Annotated in this window: 24 protein-coding genes and 1 pseudogene; 7 read left to right on the top strand and 18 right to left on the bottom strand. The window is 60.0% G+C overall.

From position 1 onward, the window contains the following. Nucleotides 1–63: 63 nt before the first annotated feature. From AC5QPF_RS18975 to AC5QPF_RS18965, 3 genes are read right to left on the bottom strand one after another with little or no spacing between them, the layout of a single operon-like run. A complete protein-coding gene (locus AC5QPF_RS18975; protein ID WP_494959354.1) occupies nt 64–435 on the bottom strand; it encodes a hypothetical protein in 372 nt (123 codons plus the stop codon). After that, entirely contained in the window at nt 432–725 is a 294-nt protein-coding gene (locus tag AC5QPF_RS18970; protein ID WP_494959353.1) for an ogr/Delta-like zinc finger family protein, read from the bottom strand. Before AC5QPF_RS18970 ends, AC5QPF_RS18975 begins: the two co-directional genes overlap by 4 nt. 2 nt (nt 726–727) lie before the next feature. After that, a complete protein-coding gene (locus AC5QPF_RS18965; RefSeq protein WP_494959352.1) occupies nt 728–919 on the bottom strand; it encodes a hypothetical protein in 192 nt (63 codons plus the stop codon). On the opposite strand from AC5QPF_RS18965, the gene AC5QPF_RS18960 reads away from it, so the two are divergent. After that, the gene (locus AC5QPF_RS18960; RefSeq protein ID WP_484578737.1) at nt 918–1,139 is read left to right on the top strand and encodes a hypothetical protein; all 222 of its coding nucleotides are present in this window, start codon (nt 918–920) and stop codon (nt 1,137–1,139) included. The genes AC5QPF_RS18965 and AC5QPF_RS18960 overlap by 2 nt on opposite strands. Nucleotides 1,140–1,155: 16 nt before the next feature. Here the strand turns inward: AC5QPF_RS18960 and AC5QPF_RS18955 are convergent, their stop codons facing one another. Together AC5QPF_RS18955 and AC5QPF_RS18950 are read right to left on the bottom strand one after the other, a co-directional pair. Beyond that, the gene (locus tag AC5QPF_RS18955; protein WP_494959351.1) at nt 1,156–1,629 is read right to left on the bottom strand and encodes a YmfL family putative regulatory protein; all 474 of its coding nucleotides are present in this window, start codon (nt 1,627–1,629) and stop codon (nt 1,156–1,158) included. A 29-nt stretch (nt 1,630–1,658) separates the two neighbouring features. Continuing rightward, nucleotides 1,659–1,871 carry a DNA-binding protein gene (locus tag AC5QPF_RS18950; protein WP_494959350.1) on the bottom strand — a complete coding sequence of 71 codons (213 nt, stop codon included), beginning with the start codon at nt 1,869–1,871 and terminating at the stop codon, nt 1,659–1,661. 85 nt (nt 1,872–1,956) lie between these two features. Here AC5QPF_RS18950 and AC5QPF_RS18945 point away from each other — a divergent pair, with 85 nt between their 5' ends. The 6 genes from AC5QPF_RS18945 (at nt 1,957) to AC5QPF_RS18920 (ending at nt 5,714) form a co-directional block, all read left to right on the top strand. Beyond that, complete coding sequence (locus AC5QPF_RS18945) at nt 1,957–2,280, top strand: helix-turn-helix domain-containing protein (RefSeq protein WP_494959349.1); 324 nt, start codon at nt 1,957–1,959, stop codon at nt 2,278–2,280. A 37-nt stretch (nt 2,281–2,317) separates the two neighbouring features. Continuing rightward, entirely contained in the window at nt 2,318–2,788 is a 471-nt protein-coding gene (locus AC5QPF_RS18940) for a hypothetical protein (RefSeq protein WP_494959348.1), read from the top strand. A 389-nt stretch (nt 2,789–3,177) separates the two neighbouring features. After that, the gene (locus AC5QPF_RS18935; RefSeq protein ID WP_494959347.1) at nt 3,178–4,089 is read left to right on the top strand and encodes an LAPAL motif-containing putative phage structural protein; all 912 of its coding nucleotides are present in this window, start codon (nt 3,178–3,180) and stop codon (nt 4,087–4,089) included. Nucleotides 4,090–4,107: 18 nt separating this feature from the next. Next, nucleotides 4,108–4,353 carry a hypothetical protein gene (locus AC5QPF_RS18930; RefSeq protein ID WP_494959346.1) on the top strand — a complete coding sequence of 82 codons (246 nt, stop codon included), beginning with the start codon at nt 4,108–4,110 and terminating at the stop codon, nt 4,351–4,353. Next, complete coding sequence (locus AC5QPF_RS18925; RefSeq protein WP_494959345.1) at nt 4,340–4,720, top strand: hypothetical protein; 381 nt, start codon at nt 4,340–4,342, stop codon at nt 4,718–4,720. The genes AC5QPF_RS18930 and AC5QPF_RS18925 overlap by 14 nt, the downstream gene beginning before the upstream one ends. 136 nt (nt 4,721–4,856) lie before the next feature. Continuing rightward, a complete protein-coding gene (locus AC5QPF_RS18920) occupies nt 4,857–5,714 on the top strand; it encodes a hypothetical protein (protein ID WP_494959344.1) in 858 nt (285 codons plus the stop codon). A gap of 41 nt (nt 5,715–5,755) precedes the next feature. Here the strand turns inward: AC5QPF_RS18920 and AC5QPF_RS18915 are convergent. The 13 genes and pseudogenes from AC5QPF_RS18915 to AC5QPF_RS18855 all read right to left on the bottom strand — a co-directional run. Then, nucleotides 5,756–6,808: pseudogene (locus tag AC5QPF_RS18915) on the bottom strand (phage late control D family protein); the annotation flags it as partial. Next, entirely contained in the window at nt 6,805–7,248 is a 444-nt protein-coding gene (locus tag AC5QPF_RS18910; protein WP_494959343.1) for a phage tail protein, read from the bottom strand. The pseudogene AC5QPF_RS18915 and the gene AC5QPF_RS18910, both read right to left, overlap by 4 nt. Before the next feature lie 6 nt (nt 7,249–7,254). Continuing rightward, nucleotides 7,255–9,981, bottom strand: a complete 2,727-nt coding sequence (locus tag AC5QPF_RS18905) for a phage tail tape measure protein (RefSeq protein ID WP_494959342.1) — start codon at nt 9,979–9,981, stop codon at nt 7,255–7,257. Then, nucleotides 9,971–10,090 carry a GpE family phage tail protein gene (locus AC5QPF_RS18900; protein ID WP_494959341.1) on the bottom strand — a complete coding sequence of 40 codons (120 nt, stop codon included), beginning with the start codon at nt 10,088–10,090 and terminating at the stop codon, nt 9,971–9,973. Before AC5QPF_RS18900 ends, AC5QPF_RS18905 begins: the two co-directional genes overlap by 11 nt. Before the next feature lie 8 nt (nt 10,091–10,098). Continuing rightward, entirely contained in the window at nt 10,099–10,422 is a 324-nt protein-coding gene (locus AC5QPF_RS18895) for a phage tail assembly protein (RefSeq protein ID WP_494959340.1), read from the bottom strand. 12 nt (nt 10,423–10,434) lie between these two features. Beyond that, nucleotides 10,435–10,950, bottom strand: a complete 516-nt coding sequence (locus tag AC5QPF_RS18890) for a phage major tail tube protein (protein ID WP_494959339.1) — start codon at nt 10,948–10,950, stop codon at nt 10,435–10,437. A 15-nt stretch (nt 10,951–10,965) separates the two neighbouring features. After that, a complete protein-coding gene (locus AC5QPF_RS18885) occupies nt 10,966–12,138 on the bottom strand; it encodes a phage tail sheath subtilisin-like domain-containing protein (RefSeq protein WP_494959338.1) in 1,173 nt (390 codons plus the stop codon). An 89-nt stretch (nt 12,139–12,227) separates the two neighbouring features. After that, nucleotides 12,228–12,662 carry a phage tail assembly chaperone gene (locus AC5QPF_RS18880; protein WP_494959337.1) on the bottom strand — a complete coding sequence of 145 codons (435 nt, stop codon included), beginning with the start codon at nt 12,660–12,662 and terminating at the stop codon, nt 12,228–12,230. A 9-nt stretch (nt 12,663–12,671) separates the two neighbouring features. Further along, nucleotides 12,672–14,462 carry a phage tail-collar fiber domain-containing protein gene (locus AC5QPF_RS18875; protein WP_494959336.1) on the bottom strand — a complete coding sequence of 597 codons (1,791 nt, stop codon included), beginning with the start codon at nt 14,460–14,462 and terminating at the stop codon, nt 12,672–12,674. Continuing rightward, nucleotides 14,459–15,073, bottom strand: coding sequence for a phage tail protein I (locus AC5QPF_RS18870; protein WP_494964206.1), 615 nt, complete (start codon nt 15,071–15,073; stop codon nt 14,459–14,461). The genes AC5QPF_RS18875 and AC5QPF_RS18870 overlap by 4 nt, the downstream gene beginning before the upstream one ends. Then, nucleotides 15,067–15,981, bottom strand: coding sequence for a baseplate J/gp47 family protein (locus tag AC5QPF_RS18865; protein WP_494959335.1), 915 nt, complete (start codon nt 15,979–15,981; stop codon nt 15,067–15,069). The genes AC5QPF_RS18870 and AC5QPF_RS18865 overlap by 7 nt, the downstream gene beginning before the upstream one ends. Beyond that, nucleotides 15,978–16,322, bottom strand: a complete 345-nt coding sequence (locus AC5QPF_RS18860; protein ID WP_494959334.1) for a GPW/gp25 family protein — start codon at nt 16,320–16,322, stop codon at nt 15,978–15,980. The genes AC5QPF_RS18865 and AC5QPF_RS18860 overlap by 4 nt, the downstream gene beginning before the upstream one ends. Then, a complete protein-coding gene (locus AC5QPF_RS18855) occupies nt 16,319–16,894 on the bottom strand; it encodes a phage baseplate assembly protein V (RefSeq protein ID WP_494964205.1) in 576 nt (191 codons plus the stop codon). The genes AC5QPF_RS18860 and AC5QPF_RS18855 overlap by 4 nt, the downstream gene beginning before the upstream one ends. Nucleotides 16,895–16,939 lie beyond the last annotated feature (45 nt).

The raw sequence follows: 16,939 nt of genomic DNA, 5'->3' as shown, positions 1-16,939 counted from the left end.
CCAGTTGAATGCAGTTTCCCCTTACCCACGCGGATCGGGGCATCGGGAAGGGGTGTGTTCGGGTTACTTCGAGGTGTTGCGAGGAGGCATCAGGCGCGCTGGCAGGAAGCGTGCAGGCACCCGGTAGCGCTGCTGGGTCTGTGTGTCCAGGATCCACAGCGCCGGCCGGAACGCGCCGCTGGCTGGATGCACGCCGATCAGCGCCAGACGCTTGCAGGTCATGCCTTCGAACTCGCTCACGGCCAGCTCTGCGATGCGCTGCACCAGGTGAGGCTGGACTTCCAGCGATTGGGCCAGGTAGCGCTTGCAGTTCTCCAGCACCTGGTGGTCACCGGTCAGGTGTTCGCCGCGATGGCGGAACAGGAACGCAACAGCGGCCTGCTGCATTGCGGCGCGGTAGTCAGTGGCAGGGTTTTCGGTGAGTGCTACGTTCATGCGGTTGCGACCTCCATATCGAGTTGATCAAGCAGATCCGGTTGATCGTCGGCGCTCTTCATCGCTTGGCGCTTCATCGCGATCGGCGCCACCGGCAGCTTGACCGTGGGGTTCGGCATGCCGCTGGGGCTCATTTCATGGGTCATTTCGAACAAGGCACGAACGGCCCAGCCGCAGGCCTCGTTCACGCACTGCAAGTACGCGGTACGCAGGAAGATGTGGCGCCCCTCACTGGTGCGGATGCGCATCTTGCTGTTGCAGTGCGGGCAGACGAGTTTGTAAGTGCTCATGCTCAGATCAGCTCGGCCACTTCGAAAGCGACGTTCAATGGCGTGATGACATCGTCGATTCCCATGCGGATATCCGACCCGGCCATGCTGTCGTTGGCCGTGGTGACTGTTTCCTTTAGGGTGTCCAGGCGCTGCTGGGCTTTCGCCAGCATTTCGAGCAAAACCTCACGTTTGTTTTCAAGGAGATCATTCATGGCTATTCACTCAAAAGCTGAAGTTGAAAGGATGGCTCGACGCTTGGCTGAGCGGTACGAGACGCTGATAAAGGTCATGGAGGGTGTCCGTGAAACGACGCACACAACCGCCACCGGAACTGTTCCTGGAGTCGTTGTGCGTTCTGAGGACATCAGATACGCCGTCGACGACGTAGCGACGGGGCTCAGGGAGATCAAATCCCGGCTGGGCAAGGGCTGAGGCCTGCTGACACCGTTCATCCCCGGTCAGCTCTGGTGTGGAGCTGAATCGTCGCTATCACTTCCGCGGAGCGTGCTGCCATATAACGGGTGTGCGCTTCCATGATGATCTGGGCCTCGGCCTCCTCGATCACCCCATCCTCAAGGGATTTGGCGATGATCTGGTCGACCATTCCGCGCTTTGCGTCGGTCTTTACCGATCGGCGGTACAGCTCGACGTTGTCCAGGTCCTCGGGCTTCACCAGCGGCACGAACATGCCGCCGTACATCTTGGCGATGAACTCAGGCAGGTAGCTTGTGCCGGCGTCGCTTTCCAGCAGGTGGATCTGGTCGTAGGCCAGTGGCCGGCTACCGGCATTTTCGTAGACGCGGTTGTCGAACTGCTTCAGCTCGTAGCCCAGCCGGGGAGCGGCGCACTCGCGGCCACCTGGATAGGCGCATACGACGGCGCTCACAACCTGACGCAGGGTCTCTAGAACGGGACGTTTCATGTTCTGGTTTCCTCCTTGAGCCAGTCGGCTTAGCTTGCCGCTTCGGTTTGCTTGATGCCGAGCAGCACTGCCGCGCGGTGAGCCTCGCCGCGGAGGCACTTCTTCTGACCGTTGAGAACGGCATAGACCGTTGAAGGATGCAGGCCATGCTCATGCGCAAAGCTGCGAACGGTTTTTCCTTGTAGTTCCAGGCGCTGCTTGGCGGCAAGGCAGGCTTGCTCGGGTGCGTAGGTGCCGTGCATAGTTCAAATTCGTGTGACTTCGCGTGATTGCAGGGTCAGATTATTCAACGATTGTTGAATCGTCAAGTATTGGAGTTCCGTTTTGTTGAATATCGGCGAAAGGCTGAGAGAGGAGCGCGTCCGCTTGGGGCTCAACCAGGCTGATCTGGCTGCCATCGGCGGCGTGGCAAAGACATCGCAATTCAATTACGAAAAAGGTGAGCGCTCCCCCGATGCTGCCTACCTTGCGGCGGTAGCTGATAAAGGGGTTGACGTGTTGTACGTCATCACTGGCCGACGGGAAGCTGTGCCAGCCGACTCGTTCCAGGCAGACGAGATTTTGTTGGTCACCCGTTTCAGGCAGATGGCTGAAGAGGGAAAGGCTACGTTGAACAGCGTCAGCGAGGCGCTGGCCACATTCAAAGGATAACAGCGGTAATTCGGCCGCCATTACAGGGAGTAACACCATGCATTTCATCGGAAAATTTGTAGGAAAACTCATCGCCTCGGCCGTGCTTATCATGGCTGCGGGCGGTGCCTGGGCATCTGAATTCCAGGACAAGGCCGAGCGGATCTTTTCCCCTTCGATCATCGAGTCGGTGAGCGAGTCAGGGGCGAACGGAAAGATCTCTTTCAAGATCCCAGAGCGCATGCCGGACTACTTCGTATCGGCTGACAAGACCAACAAAGTCTTCGCCATCGAATCCGCCCGCCTGTTCCGTGACGTCCCCAGCCTGAAGCGGTTAACGCTGAAAATCCCCAATGACGGTATTGTCCAGGTACTGGATATCTCTCGGGCCGACATCCAGAAATATTACGGTCTCGACTTTGCTGCTATGAACGGCGACTTGAATACTTGGCACGAAGAGTTCATTCAGCGTTTCGACACGAAAGAATTACGTGCGGACTTCGTAAGAAATTTTGTGAGAAACCTGTAGTTTTGTAGTTTATGCATTTTTGCTCTGGTAACAGTTTCTTCTGTGCAGAAAATAGGTGACTCCCCCGAGTGTTTAGTCCGGCAGCCATGTAGGCGTCGAGCGCTCGGAAAATGGAGTGACCGATGTTAGGAAGAATATTTATTAGGCTCAAGGAACTAGCTTATGTGATTTGGCTTTTCTGCAGGCGGAGCGAAGAACAACGGAATGGGGTTCTTTTGATTCTTAAAGCCTATGAGGAAAAAGATAAACGCGAACTGCTTTAATCTGCACCTAGTTGAGTTTCCAGAAGCACAAGGATTATCTAAGTATTCGGGAAGGCTGTAGCCTTCAGTGCAAGTAATAAAATCATCGGCTCCAGTCTTTGGGCTGGAGCTTTATAAAAGCTGCAAGTGATCGAGACTTACGAGGAATTTATGGTCGAGGCGGTCAAGGAAAAATTTTCTATCTCTTATGATGCTGAGTCTGGTGACTACCACAATCATGAGATAGATGCGCAAATCCTCAGTCGTTCCATACAGGGTGTGTACGACATGGTGGCTGAGGCCAATGCGCTCATGAACAAAGGTGCTGAAGTCAAGCTAAAAGTTACTGCGCCTGCTAAAGAGGGCTCGGTGATAATTGATTATATTCTACTCGCTAGCACTCCGCAGGCTTTGGCAGTCTTGAAATATCTTGGGCTCACTGCTGCAAGCTCTGCTATCGCGGGCGGCGCGCTTCTTGAAGTTGTGAAAAAGCTGAAAAATCGCCGCATTGCAAATATTGTGATAGAAGGCGAATCTGATGTGGCGAAAATAGAAGTTGATGGTGAGGTTATTGAGTGCAACAAATTTGTGGCACAACTCGCCGTTGACAGGAAGGTTCGTAGCGCAGTCCATAGTGTTGTACAGGCTCCAATTGCTGGGCGCGAAGGGGCTATATTTAAAGTCCTAGATGAGAAGGATAATCCCGTTGTTGAAATCGACGAAGAAGAAGCTAATGACTACTCGCCTCTGCCAAGCAAGTCATTGGAGCAGGAAAAAGTAACCACTGACAAGACAACTGCATATTTTGTTCAGGTGAATTTCGAATCAAATAATGGTTGGCGCGTGAAGCTAGCTGATGGCACGGAGCACGCTGTAACTCTGGCGGACGAAATTTTCATGGATAAAGTTAATCAGAGTAAGCAAAGTTTCTCCAAGGAAGATTTATTTGAGATAGTTATTGAGACTAAAGCTATCTACAGGCAGACTAGATCAACCTATAACTATACGATCCTTGAGGTGACTAGGCACTTCGCTGATAAGGGTCGCAGGCTTGTTTGACTTGTCTGAGGTGTTCTCATGGAAGTGAATGCTGCGTTTATTGAGGCGCTCTTTTATCTGTCATTGATAATAATGGCTCCTGTGATTTTTAAGGTATCAAGGATTCTGACTAAGTACGTCCTCAATCGATACGTTAGAGATGCAGAGATCACTGTGACATACAAGCACAGCGGTGCAGTGGTTCGAGTTGAGAAAATAAAAACCACTGGCTATGTGGTCGATCAGCTGAAAGCATGCAGGGAGGCGCTTGATGTCAGAGGATAAAAGCAAATCACCTCAAGGTTGGCAAGCAACAATTACAGCGGGATTGGGAACTCTTGCAACGGCCGCGTGCTTGAAATTCATACCTGCTGATCATGCGCAGTTCTGCGTGGTTATTGCGAACTTGATTGTTCCAGTGATTGCGTACTTTTCGGCCAAATGGATTGCAACTTTTGATGAGCCGGGCGAGCTAACACAGTACAAGGCAAGACTTAAAAGAGACCTGAAAAATCAGAAGCAGGTTCTGGAAGATGCTCATGCCTCAGAAGAGCTTAAGGATGATGTTCGCAAGAAATATCATGAAACCACGCTAAAGTTACTTACCGCCAATCAAAGCTATACAAGCGGTGGGTTGGTTCTGGAAGATTAGATTAAGAACTCTTAGGTCTTCATTGTGGCGCTCTAGCTTTTCATCGAGCCGAGTGCGCTTTCATTCGAGATCATTGAGGCAGGGTAGCCAAAAAAATTAATGAATTACATTCTCAACTAAACTAGGTAGGTGGACTTTGGCTTCTCAAGACTCCAGCAGCATCGATATAAGGAAACGGTTCGATGCTATTTTTCATTCAAAAAAGGGAGATCTCGAGGATCTCAGCCTTTTATCTGATATTTGCTATGATGCGTTAATGCAAGCGGCGAAAGTTGATAACACTGAAGACTGGATAAGAAGACTACAAGGTGGTTTTCGAGAAGGCGGTCCCGTTAGTGAGGAAAAGTGGCAGCTTAAAAAACGGCGCGAGGCGAAGATAGTTAAATTTGCCAACCGTCAGAAAGAGGTTGGCGGAGCTTTCTTATATGGTATTTGTGCGATTAATCTCTGGGCTCTACTAGAGGCGCTTGTAGATGAGGTAGTCGTTGAGTGCATGTCCAATCCGGCTCGTTTCTGTGATCAAAAAACCCTGCTAAAGCTAAAAGGTCCGTTAGTTGAATTCATTTCGTTTACACCTACTGAACAACGGGAATTCTTGGCTGAGACGCTTAAGCAGGTCATCGAGGGGACACCAAAAATTGGTTCTGGTAAGTTTGAGGGATTGCTCTCTGTTGTAGGGCTTGGAGGTAAGGTTCCGACAGAGGTTTCGGAAGCTTTGCTTGAGCTAAATCAGATTCGTAATGTGCTTATTCATAAAAGTGGACGTGCAGACTCTCGGATCATCAAGCACTGCCCGAAGCTAAAGTTGGCGAAAGGGGCTAGTGTTTTAGTTAGTGCCACCAAGTTTAATAAGTACCTGATTTGTGCTGGTTGGTACTTCCATCAAATCAGCGTGAGGTTAGATAAATTATTAGACCTACCGCAAGATCCTCTGTCTGACGCCCATATGGAGTATTTTATCAAGGGGATTGTTGCCTTGGAAAAGGAAGGTTAGCTTGCAGTTACGCTTGCGTCATTGCCTTCGGCATGCACCTAGGGCCGTTTGCTCTCCAGTTCCAAGCTCATGGTATATCCCGCATCCGCCGTCAGACTGTGCACTACATTTCCTCCGTACCATGTGATCGCTTCGATTTCCGCCTTGATCCCCCGCAACGTGTACGTCAGTTCGGGGATCAGCTCAGGCCGGCCCTTGGCCAAGTTGTAGCTGAGCGTCGCACTCCCACGCTCCAGCCGGTTCAACTCCGATCGGGCCGCCCGCAGCGCTGACTCCCGGTCGCTGTACGTGTGTCGCAGATCCTTCAACTTCTCCCCTCCGCCGGCGATCGCCTCCTGTTTCTTGGTGCTGCCCACGTCGTAGTAGTAGGCCTTCGCCCCCGTGAAGCTGTCCCTGTCCGCTTGCAGGAAGCGATGGCCATCGCCGTCCTGGCGGGTGAGCGTGATGTGGGGCAGTGCTCGTCCGGTGGCGGTCTTGCCACCGCCGGCAGGCAGGCAGACCAGGCAGCCCGACTTCACGCTGATCACCGCATCGTAGGTCTTGCCCAGGCGCGTGATCAGGTTCGCGTCCGACTCGTTTGCCTGGTCCAGGTGCTTGATCGCCTGGTCCTGCAACGCAGCCGAAATGCTGGTCTTCAGCCCGTTGCCGGCGGCGACATCGCTCAGGACCCGGCCCAGGGTCGTTTCGCTCCAGCTGCGCTCGCGCTTGGTCTTGAGACCGCCGCGCAGATCTGCGGAGCGGGCGCGGATGCTGAGCACGTCCGGCGCGCCACTGTGCTCCGTCTCGTCCACGGTGTACGTGCCCTTGTCGACCAGCCCGGTGTCGCTCCAGCCCAGCCAGAGCCGGATCGTAGCGCCCTTGGGCGGGATGGCCAGCAGCCCGTCGTGGTCGCTCAAGGTGAGGCTGAGCTGGTCGGCTTCGATCCCGCGGTTGTCGGTGAGCTGCAGGCTGATCAGCCGCGGAGCGACCATTCTCGCGATGTCCTTGCCGTCGACCGTCAGGCGAAAGCCTGGTACCGGATGGTCGGTGTCGCGGCGGAGGTTTTCACGCACATCCCGCAGATAGGCCGCGTTCTGGTCTTGTTCACTGGTCATCGGATGAGCGTCCTGAGTATGTCCGAGTTGCTTCGGTCCCTGGCGCCGACAAGGTCCGCCCGGCCGTCGTCGACGCGCTTGAGGGCCAAATTGAATTCGATCCGGCGCGTCGTTCCGTCTTCGAAGAAAAGGGTCTGGGTCTCGCTGAGACTCTCGATCACGAACACGCCGTACAGCCGGCCCGTGCCATCCAGGAGCGACCAGCTCTTGCCTGTGTTACCCATCGCTCGCAACTCGTCAAGACAGATGACCTGGCCGGCGAGCTCCGGCATCAGGATCCCCGGTAGCGTGATCGTCTCGTCTCCGCGGCCGGTGAATTGGATCGCCGGCTGCGCGTTGACGCGGTTGCTCGAAGCGTGGCGCCAGTTGGTCTGGCGTTGCAGCTCCTGGTACGCGAGCGTGTTGAGGCTGAAAACGAACATGCCCAGGGCGAGCATCATGACGGGTTACTCCGAATCGGAAAGACGGCTGCGCTGGCGGGCGGACTTCTCGCGATCGCGGCGGTCCAGCTCGGCGCAGACGGCGCGGGCGATCGCCTGCGGGTCCATGCCCGGGGTTGGGTGGATGTTGATGGTGTAGGTGTCGTGGCTGTCGTAGCTCGCCGGCGGCGCCGACGCGATGGGCGGACGGGCGTCGATCGCGACCGCCGGTGCAGCAGTCACTGCGAGGCTGGCAGCCGTTGCTGCAGCGCCCAGTTGTTTGCCCAAGCCGGGGCGATCGCTTTGCCGCTGCGTGGTGACCAGATCGGCGGCAGCACGGACCGGCGAGTCCTGGGCGAGGGTCGGTACCGGCGGCTTGATATCGATGCCGGTGGCCGTCAGCTGCTCGCTGATGCGGTTCATCGCGTCCAGCGGCAACTTGGCGCCGGCATCGAGGCCCTGGGCCAGGCCCTCGGTGGTGAATCCGCCCAGCTCGGCGAACACGCGCGATGGGCTGTGGATGCCCAGCTTTTCCTTGAACCACCCTATCGCCCCGTCGCCCAGGGCGGCAACTGCGTCCTTCACCTGGCCCAGTCCAGCCGTCAGGCCGTTGACTAGGCCGTTGACGATCATGTTGCCGAACTCGGTGAAGCGTGTAGGCAGATCGAGGCCGAGGTAGTTCAGCACGCCGGCGAAGGCCTGGTAGATCAGGCCAACCGGGCTGAAGTTGGCCAGGATGGTGAGAATTCCGCCGATACCACCGCTGAAGCCTGCTTTGATCTCGGCCCAGGCCGAAGAGAAGTAGGCCTTCACAGTGTCCCAGTTCTTGTAGATCAGGTATGCAGCGCCGGCGAGAGCGACGACCACTGCGGCGATGGCCAGCGCCACCGGATTTGTGGTAAGGCCCCATAGGGCGATGCTGACGACCCTGATTGCAGTCAGCAGCCCGCCTTTCATCACGCCGGCCAGCTTGCCCAGGACGGGCGCCATGCCGGCGGTCTTCACACCGAACATCGCCATACCGTACCGGGCCATCGCAAACGGGCCGAGAACGCTGGCCAGCGCAACGGTCAGCGCGCCCATAACGCCGACCAGGACCGCGACGGCCGCAGCGCCCTTGGCAATCTGCGAGGCCAGCGCCGGGTTGGCTGCGATCCATCCACGTACTGAACCCAGCACGGCGGTCACCTGCTGCACCAGGTCACGCAGAGCGCCGTTCTCCCCATCCATCAGGGAACCGATCAACCCGGCCCAGACGCCGGTCAGCTTGTCCAGGTCGCCCGACAGGTTGTCCCGCAGTGCGCTGCCCATCTTGCCGGCAGCGCCGCCGAACTCGCCCAGGGCTTTGGTGCCACCGTTGAGCTTCTCCAGGAACGCCGGGATCTGGTCGATCGACAGGTCCTCCACCGGGGTGCCGAACAGCGCGATCGCCGCGTTGGCACGCTCGGCCGGATCCTTGATTTTCTGGAGCGCCGTGGCTGTCTTGAGGATTGCCTCACGCGCACCGGGCCCACCCTTCGCGATGGCCGACGACATTTTCTCTGCGTCCAGGCCGATCGAGGCGTAGGCCTCCCGGCTCGCCTTCGACAGGTCGGAGCCGCGGATGGAGAATTCCTTGATCGCGTCGCCGGTCTTGTCCAGGGCGAACTTGCCCTGTTTCGACTGCTCAACCAGCAGGTTCATCGCCTCGGCGCCGCTGAAGCCCATGCCCCTGAAGTGGGTCGAGTATTCGTGCAGGATCTCGGGGATCTCGCCGCGCATCTGCTGTGGGATCTTCTGCAGCCCGGCGGTCAGCAGGTCGAAGGCCTCGGTGCTGTCCTTTGCCAAGCCGTTCTGCATCATGATGCCGACGGTCTGCATGGCCTCGGCGACGTCGATGCCCATGACCTTCGACAAGTCCAGGGCCTTGCGGGCGGCGGAGTCCAGCTCCTTGTCGGCCACGGGGCCGAGCGCCGACAGCGTACTCTTGGCCGCGCCGATCGCTGTGGAGATCTCGCCGATATCGGTGCTCACGCCATCGGTGCGCATGCCGCGGATCAGCGCGTTGTACTGCTCCGCACGGTCCCCGGATTCGCCGTTCTGGGCTGCGATCATCGAGCCCTGATGCGCGACCTCGACCTGCGGTGCGACAAGACTGGCGCCGGTCATGGCCATGCCGGCAGCGGTGGCCACGCCAGCAGCGCCGGTGGTGGCCATGTTGCTGGATCGGGCCTGGGCTTTCTCCAGCTTGGCCTTTGCTTCGGCGGCCTTGCGCTGAGTCGCGGCCAGGCGCTTGAGCCGCTCCTCTTGCTGGGCGATGGTCTGGTTCGTGCGGGCCAGCTCCTGGCGAAGGTTGCCAGCGTGCTGGTTGAGCTGGCGGGTGTTGATGCCGGCCTCGCTGAGCCGGCGCTGCAAGCCCCGAAGTGCGTCCTGCTCTTCCTGGTGCTTGCGCTTGAGGTCGTTGGTGGCCCGGATCGCGGCCTGAAACTCCGCGTTCATCTGCTTGGTGGGGTTGGATGTGGCCGACATCTGCTGGCCCATCTGCCGGACCTTCGCCCTGGCTTCCTCCAAGGCCTTGGCGGTTTCGCGCGCCTGGGCGTGCTGCTGCCGCCAGCCGGTGACGTCGCGCTGCTGGCCGTTCAGCTCCTTCAGCCGTTCGCGCGCGGTCTTGAGGGCCTGGGCAGTTTCCGTACTGCCCTGGTTGATCTGCCGCAGTGGGCCGGTGGCGCGGTTGATCGCATCGAGCACGACCCTCAGGCGCAGGTCATTGGCCATTGCTGCTACTCCGGGCGCGAGCGCGCTCGCGCCAGTCCATCAGTTCTTTCAGCGGGAACCGGTCCATATCGGCCGGCGCCCAGTGGAAAACCACGGCCACATCGGCCATGGCGTCTTCTACGCAGCGAGCGATGCGTCCGTCTTCGTCCGCTTCTGCAGCAAAAAACCGACGACCTTGGTACCGATGGCGACCAGGTCGGCCGGGTCCAGCTTGCTGGCCTCGTACTCGTTCAGCGAAGGCGATGTGATGCGAGGGACAAGCTTGATCAGGCTGCCGACGTCGAGTTGGAGCAGATCGGACAGGTTCAGGCCGCGCAGTTCGCCGGAGGTGGGTTTGCGCAGGGTGACCTCGTCGATCTCGGTGTTGCCGCGCTTGACTGGGGTGTCCAGGAGCACGGTGTTGTCGTCCTGGGTGATCGGTTGGGCTTCGGTGTCTTTCATGGGTGCTCCGGATTAGATGCCAAGGGCGCGACGCTGCTTGGCGAGCATGTCGACGCCATCGATGATTTCGATGAAGTTGAGGAGGTCGATCTCGATGATCGTGTTGCCGTTCACTGTCAGCTTGTAGTAGCTGCATGTCGTGGTGATCTTGTGCTCGGTGTCTTCGCCAGGGGTGGCTTCGCCCATGTCGATCGTTTCGTGACGGCCGCGAACGACGATCTCGACGTCGGTGTAGTCGCCGGTGTCGTCCTGCTGGAACGAGCCCCCGAAGCGCAGCATCACGCCGGAGGCGCTGATGGCGCCGAACTGACGCAGGGCAACCAGATCGAGCCCCCCGAGTGTCCACTCCAGTTGCAGGCCGTCGTCGGAGAAGCCCAGGTCGGCTTTCACCGGCCCGTTCATGCCGCCACCGCGGTATGCCTCCATCTTGCGAGCGAGCACTGGCGGGGTGACGGACTTGGAGACGCCGAGGTAGCTGTTCGCGTCGTTGAACAGGTTGAGGTTCTTGAGTTTGCGGGGCATGGCCATGTGCGCGTTCTCCGGTTATGCGTTGATGCGGGTAGCGAAGTCTGCGAGGTAGCGATTGGTGATGCGCTGGCGCAGGGTGAGGTCCTCCAGTGGCGGGACGGGGGTGTAGTCGTAGTCGATGTACAGCTTGCCGGCCTTGAGCGTGGTCTCGTCGTTAGCGGTCTCGTCGTACCAGGCGCTGCCCCCGATCAGATAGCCATCGGCGGTCAGCTCGCGGAACTTGGCGTTGATGCCTTCCAGGATGTCGCGGATGAGCGACGCGTGCATTGGCTTGTCCATCGCCCACATGTGCGCCTCGGCCATGGTGTCGGCCAGGACGTGCGCGGTGCGGGTGTAGTTCTCGAACGCAAACAGAGGGTCATCGGTGCAGGTGCGGCTGCCCCAGAAGCGGAAGCCGCCCTGGTTGATGAGGGTGGTGACTTCGTTCTCGTTGAGATAGCCGGCATCGGTGGCGGGGTTCTGCAAGTCCCAGAACACGTCTGCGCTGATGCCGGTTACGCCGTTGACCGGGATGTTGGACAGGGTCTTGTGCCAGCCAACCTCCTGATCGAGCTTTGCGCGCAGGCCCAGGGCGACGGCCACGGCCGGGGCGGTGACGGTGCTGTCGGTGGTGGTGCTCCAGGCTTCGAAGTCCGGCCAGATGACCATCACTTCCCGGGCACCGAAGTTCTCGCGGTAGGCCACCGCCTCTTCTTTCGTCTTGCACTTGTCAGCGCGGACATACGCGAAAGCGCGCAGCTGCTGGGCGATCGCGACCAGTGCGGTGGCCACCGGCAGACTGTCCAGGCCGGGCACGCCCAGGATGCGCGGTGTCACCTTGAGCCTGGTCTTCGAGGCCAGCAGGGCCTTCATTCCGGTGTACTTGCCCTCGGCGGTGGTGGTGCCGATCAGGTTGCTTGTGGTCTCGGCATCGTCGGCGCCGGTGGCGACGCGCACGACCACGGTCACGGGTTTGGTCTGGTCTGCGATCGCCTGCAGGCTCGCGGCCAGCGTGCCGGTTGTACCAGCCTTGCCGATCGCGGCCTGCACGTTGGTCAGCAGAACGGGGGTATTGAGAGGGAAAGCCGTGGCGTCAGCGTCGTCTGCAGTGCAGACCAGGCCGACGACGGCAGTGGAAACGGTGCGGATCGGGCGGGTGCCCTCGTTGATCTCGAGGACGCGCACGCCGTGGTGATATTCGCCGGCCATGGTTGGGTGCCTGTGCAGTGGGGATGACACTGCACAGGCTGCCGCGCGTGCGAGTATGCGGCGAGCGCGTGGGCTTGTAGATGTGGTGTCTACAGTCCGACCTGGATCCAGGCCGGCGCAATGGGACGCCTGGCGCTGTCGGGGAAGTCGACTGACTGCGGCCAGTCGCGCAGCAGTTGCAGATAGCCGAGCAGCTCAGCGTACTGGATGTAGCTCAGTGTTGTAGCCAGTCGCTGCTCTTGTTCGTCGCGATGCCGATCCCTGATCCACTGCACACGGGCAAACTCGGCGTCGCGCCAATCTCGCTCAGCCTGTCGCTCAAGGGCCTCCAGCGCCGCCGGGTCGGCCAACGGGTCCATCAATACAAACTCACCATCAACGCGCTCAACACGCTGACCCCGGGCAACCCCCTCAAGAATCTCAACCCGTTTCTCGGGTGTCACTTCGACCGCGTCAGCAGGAATGACACGGTGAATCTCCGAGTCAAAGAAACCGCGCTCCGCGAAACTGAAAAGCAAAGTCATGTCAGTACCTCATCGCCCAATCGCAAACCACGAAATTTCGCCGTCTGAACCGCTGTAGTTGTTCTGTATCCGGATGACCGACTTCGATATCGCCATCGCCCCCGGCGTCCCTGCCGAACTGGCCGCGCCGGCGGCCGTGGCCGCCATGGTTGTAAAGTTCATTGTTGCGAACACACGGAACACGTCGGCCGTGAACGCCACTGGCAAGATAACGTCGCGCGTGGGGCCCGCCGCGCCCACTGCGGTACCCGCCTTGGGTACTCCTGAAGCGATCCCCCACTGCATCATGAAGCCCCCCAACCAAGGCGGGAACTGAATGTAGCCAGTGCCGCCGACAAGGAAGGAAAAGCCCCAGCGCAGCTTGAACGGAGATACCACCGACTCGTCGCTCGCGCCCTCGTTCAACTCGTCGAACGTTGCATATTTGCCGGTTAGCAGAGGCTTGCCGCGCCATTTCAGAACGCCCAGGGCGTCCATGATCAGCCGGCCGGCAGTCCGCCCGCTCCAATGAAAACCGAGGGAAGGCGCATAGGCATCCGTGTCTTTCGTCGCCGCTACCTCCTGTGCTTCGCGGAGCAGCAATGCAGTATCAGACAAGGTCTCTCCGGCCGTAGGTGCGGCTAAGAACGGTTGCTGCCGGCTCACCGAACCGACTTTTAAGGCATCGACGATGCCGTAGCCCGCCAGGGTTGTCGCCTTGGGCGCTTTCTTCGCCAGCTCACTCGTAATCGTTGTTGCGAAATTCGGGTCATTGCCGAGCGCGGCAGCAAGCTCGGCCAGCGTGTCGAGCGCACCGGGCGCCGCAGCGATGAGCGCATCGAACTCAGCGCGGACGAACTCGGTATTCGCGATCTGCTTGTTTCTGCTCCCCGGCGGCGCGGTCGGTGCAGCGGGGGTGCCTTTCAGATCGGGGCTATCCAACGGCGCCTTTTTCTGAATTTCAAGCGTCATCAGGTCTTGCTCAAGCGTGGTGATCACCTTTTGTCCGCGCCACGTCAGATCGCCCACCGACGTCATCATGAGTTTCCCGGCGGCCTTTCCATACCAGTAAAACGCCACGGACGGCGCGTACGTCTCGTTGTGCTGGACAGTAATCCCGCCCTTTGCCTCTCGAATGATCAGGGCTGCATCTTCGAGCGTGTCGCCTGCCGTTGCTGCTGCAAGGACCGGGCGCTGAGTGCTTACGACTCCGACTTGTAGCGCGTCGACAATGCCATGACCGGCAAGCGTCGTCGGGTTAGAGCCGGCGACGAAAATGCCTCGCTCGTTGAACTGGACTTTCGTGTATGTGCCCGCCGGCTTGTTCGCGGGCAGAACGCTCAAGATCGACGAGTCGACATAGTCCCGGGTCGCGAGCACAACCGCCGGGTCAACCTTGAGCTGGACGTTCGCGCTACTGGTCACGATGAGATTGATCCGGACCACTTGGGTCTTGCCGGTGCCCTGGCTCAACAAGGGCTTGAAGCTTGGGGCGCAGTTGGCGACAGCGACAAGATCGCCGGCCGCATCGTAGAGGCCGATCTCACGGATCCACCAGCCACCGACATCTGGTGGGATCACTTGCTCGGCGATGATGATGCTTGCGTTGGTGGGGTCGACTTTCACCTGGTTCAGTGGCGCACGTCGGCGTTCGTTTATAAGTCGGGTTTGCAGGCGATCCGGGACCGGATCGGCGCCGTTGGCGTCGCCGACGCCCATCTGGGCAAAGGTCCACGGAATGCCCAGGGCATCAGCATTGGCCTGCTTGGCCTCGCCGATCGCGGTCAGGATCGCGAAGAACTGGCTGTTCTGGTCAGTCATGGGTAAACGTCCAGGGTTTCGATGGTGTGAGCCCGGCCGGCATGGCCGAACGTGCCGTTGACGACGATGTCCCGCGCGACTGGCGGGTACACGTCAATTTCTTCGCCATCGGTCAGCGCTGCAGCGAGGCGCAGGTAGCCGGTGGTGGATAGGGTGATGGCCAGGCCGGTGAGGTGGCGGGTGAGGGGCTTGGCATCGTCGATGAGCCAGGTCAGCTCGTCGTACATTTCGTCGGTGATGCCGGTGTCCAGGACGCCGATCTTGAGCGCGAAGGTCCCAGGCACGCCGAGCGGGACGGTGTTGAACCATTCAACGACTTCGATCAGGTAGCCCAAGGGCTCGACGACCCGGCGCAGGGCGCCGATAGTGCCTTTGCGGGTGTGGATCAGGAACGCTGACCGAATCGCACGACGCTTGGCGGCCTCGGGCCAGTTGCTGTCCCAGCGATCGACCGAAAATGCCCAGGCCAGGTACGGCAGCAGGAGTAGTGGGCACTTGTCGGGGTTCACAAGGTCACGCAGCGGGATGTGGACCCGCTGGATCTCGGCCAGCGCTTCGGCGGCCAGGCGCTCCAACTTCGTGGCGTTGCCGGGTAGCAGGGACGTCACGATGCGGTCTCGGCGGTGAGGAGAACCTCGTAGCAATACGGCGCCTGGGCCGGTGTTGCGTTGATGTCCTGCCAGTTCTCCAGCTCGACCTTGCGGACGCCTTCGACATGGAGTGCGGCGTGGACTGCCGACTGCGATACCTGAAGCCCCAGCCGGCGCCGCTGGTGGACATATGTGTTCAGCTTCGCGCGGGCAGCCGCGATGATCGGCTCGGACTCGGGACCTGGTGTGCTGAGAAAGAGTTTGGCCTTGACTTGGTAGCGCACGATTTCAGCGCCCTGGACGGTCAGTCGATCGGCCAACGGCCGGCGGTCCTCGTCGTTGAGGTAGGCGAACACGGTGTTCAGCAGCGCCTGGCGTGCCGCGCCGTCTCCCGCCATTGCCTGGACGGTCACCACTGCAACCGCCGGAGACGGGCTTTCGGCCGAGGCGTCGGCAACCTGGCCATCGGCGCCCCGGGCGTGAAAGATGTAGGCATTGCGTGGACCCGCCACGCTCAACCCTTCGAACGCCATCTGCGCACGCTCGCGCAGGCTGTCGTCGCTCTCCAGCTCTTCAGGGATTGGCGGGATCGCCTTCGGCGCGGCGGCGCGGATCACCAGGCGCTTCACGTTGTAGTTCGCCGCGAGCTGGTCAAGGTCCGCGCCCTTGGCGGTGCTGAGCATCGTCGCCAGTGCCGCCTCGTTGCAACGCTGGCGCCAGACGGTCTCGCGGTAGGCATTCTCCTGCAGCAGCTTGGTCAACGGCTCGGACTCCAGCTCAAGCCGCCCGGCGATCGCGGCCTGCTCGTCAGCCGGCCACAAGCTGATCATGTAGGTCTTGCGCTCCTGCAGGATCGCCTCGTAGTCGATCTGCTCGACTACAGCCGGTGCTGGCAAGAGGCTGAAATCGATCGGGGTGAAGGTGTTCATGCGCTGGCCCCCAGTTGCAGGGTACTGCTGATGTTGAATGGCTCGTTGCTGTCCACCAGGATCCCGTCGATCTCCAGCTCGGCCCGGCCGGACAGGTCAGAGAGGTAGAACTGCACACGTGACAGGCTGATTCGGGGCTCCCAGTTCATCAGGGCCATGGCGATGGCGGCGATCAGGCGGATGGTGGTGGTTGCGTTCTGCGGCTGGTCGACCATCTCGGGCAGCAGGCTGCCGTAGTCGCGCCGGGCAAGCCGGGTGCCGATGCGGGTCGTCAGGATGTCTTCCACCGACTGCTTGATGTGCTCCAGCTCGGTGAGCGCGCCACCTGTGGTCCGGTTCATTGCACGGGCGCTCCGCTCTGGTCGGTGCCTTGCTTCACGCCGGCGTGCGGGTGCTTCACAAGGCTGATGCCGGCGGCGACCACGTCCTGGGTGACTGTGATTTTGCCGGTGACGTTCTGGTTTCCGGTCTGGATGTAGTCGCCTTTGTGGGTGATCGGGCCTTCGATCGTGATGCCGCCGGTGCTGACCAGGTTCGTGGTTCCGCCGGACGGAAGGGTGACGTTGAGATGATGAGCGATGCTGTCGTACTCGATCACGGCGCCGTCCCGGTAGGTACGGCGGTGCAGGCCGGCGCGGTCGCCGTTGGCCGGGATCGCGTCGCTATAGATGCCGGTGAGCACGACCGCGTTGGCGAGCTGGCCGCTGGGCGAGATCAGCAGGATCTGTTCGCCTACGGTCGGCGGATCCCACTCGACGTCGTCGCCGGCGCGCAGTGTTAGCCAGGGCAGCATGGTCGTGACCAGGTCGCCCGTCTTCACGGATACGCGGGGCGGGACATGCTGCACTGCGGCAATCGTTCCGAAGCGGACCATGTTTTCGAGCAGTCGGGAGAGGGTGGCGATATCGTTCATGGCGCCGATGGTGGCGCCATGCTCGCGTGCGCGCAGCACGGGGGG

The organism is Pseudomonas sp. Con_6 (assembly GCF_059379395.1).
Note: the sequence above shows the minus strand (reverse complement) of the source record. Positions and strands in the feature narration are given on the sequence as shown.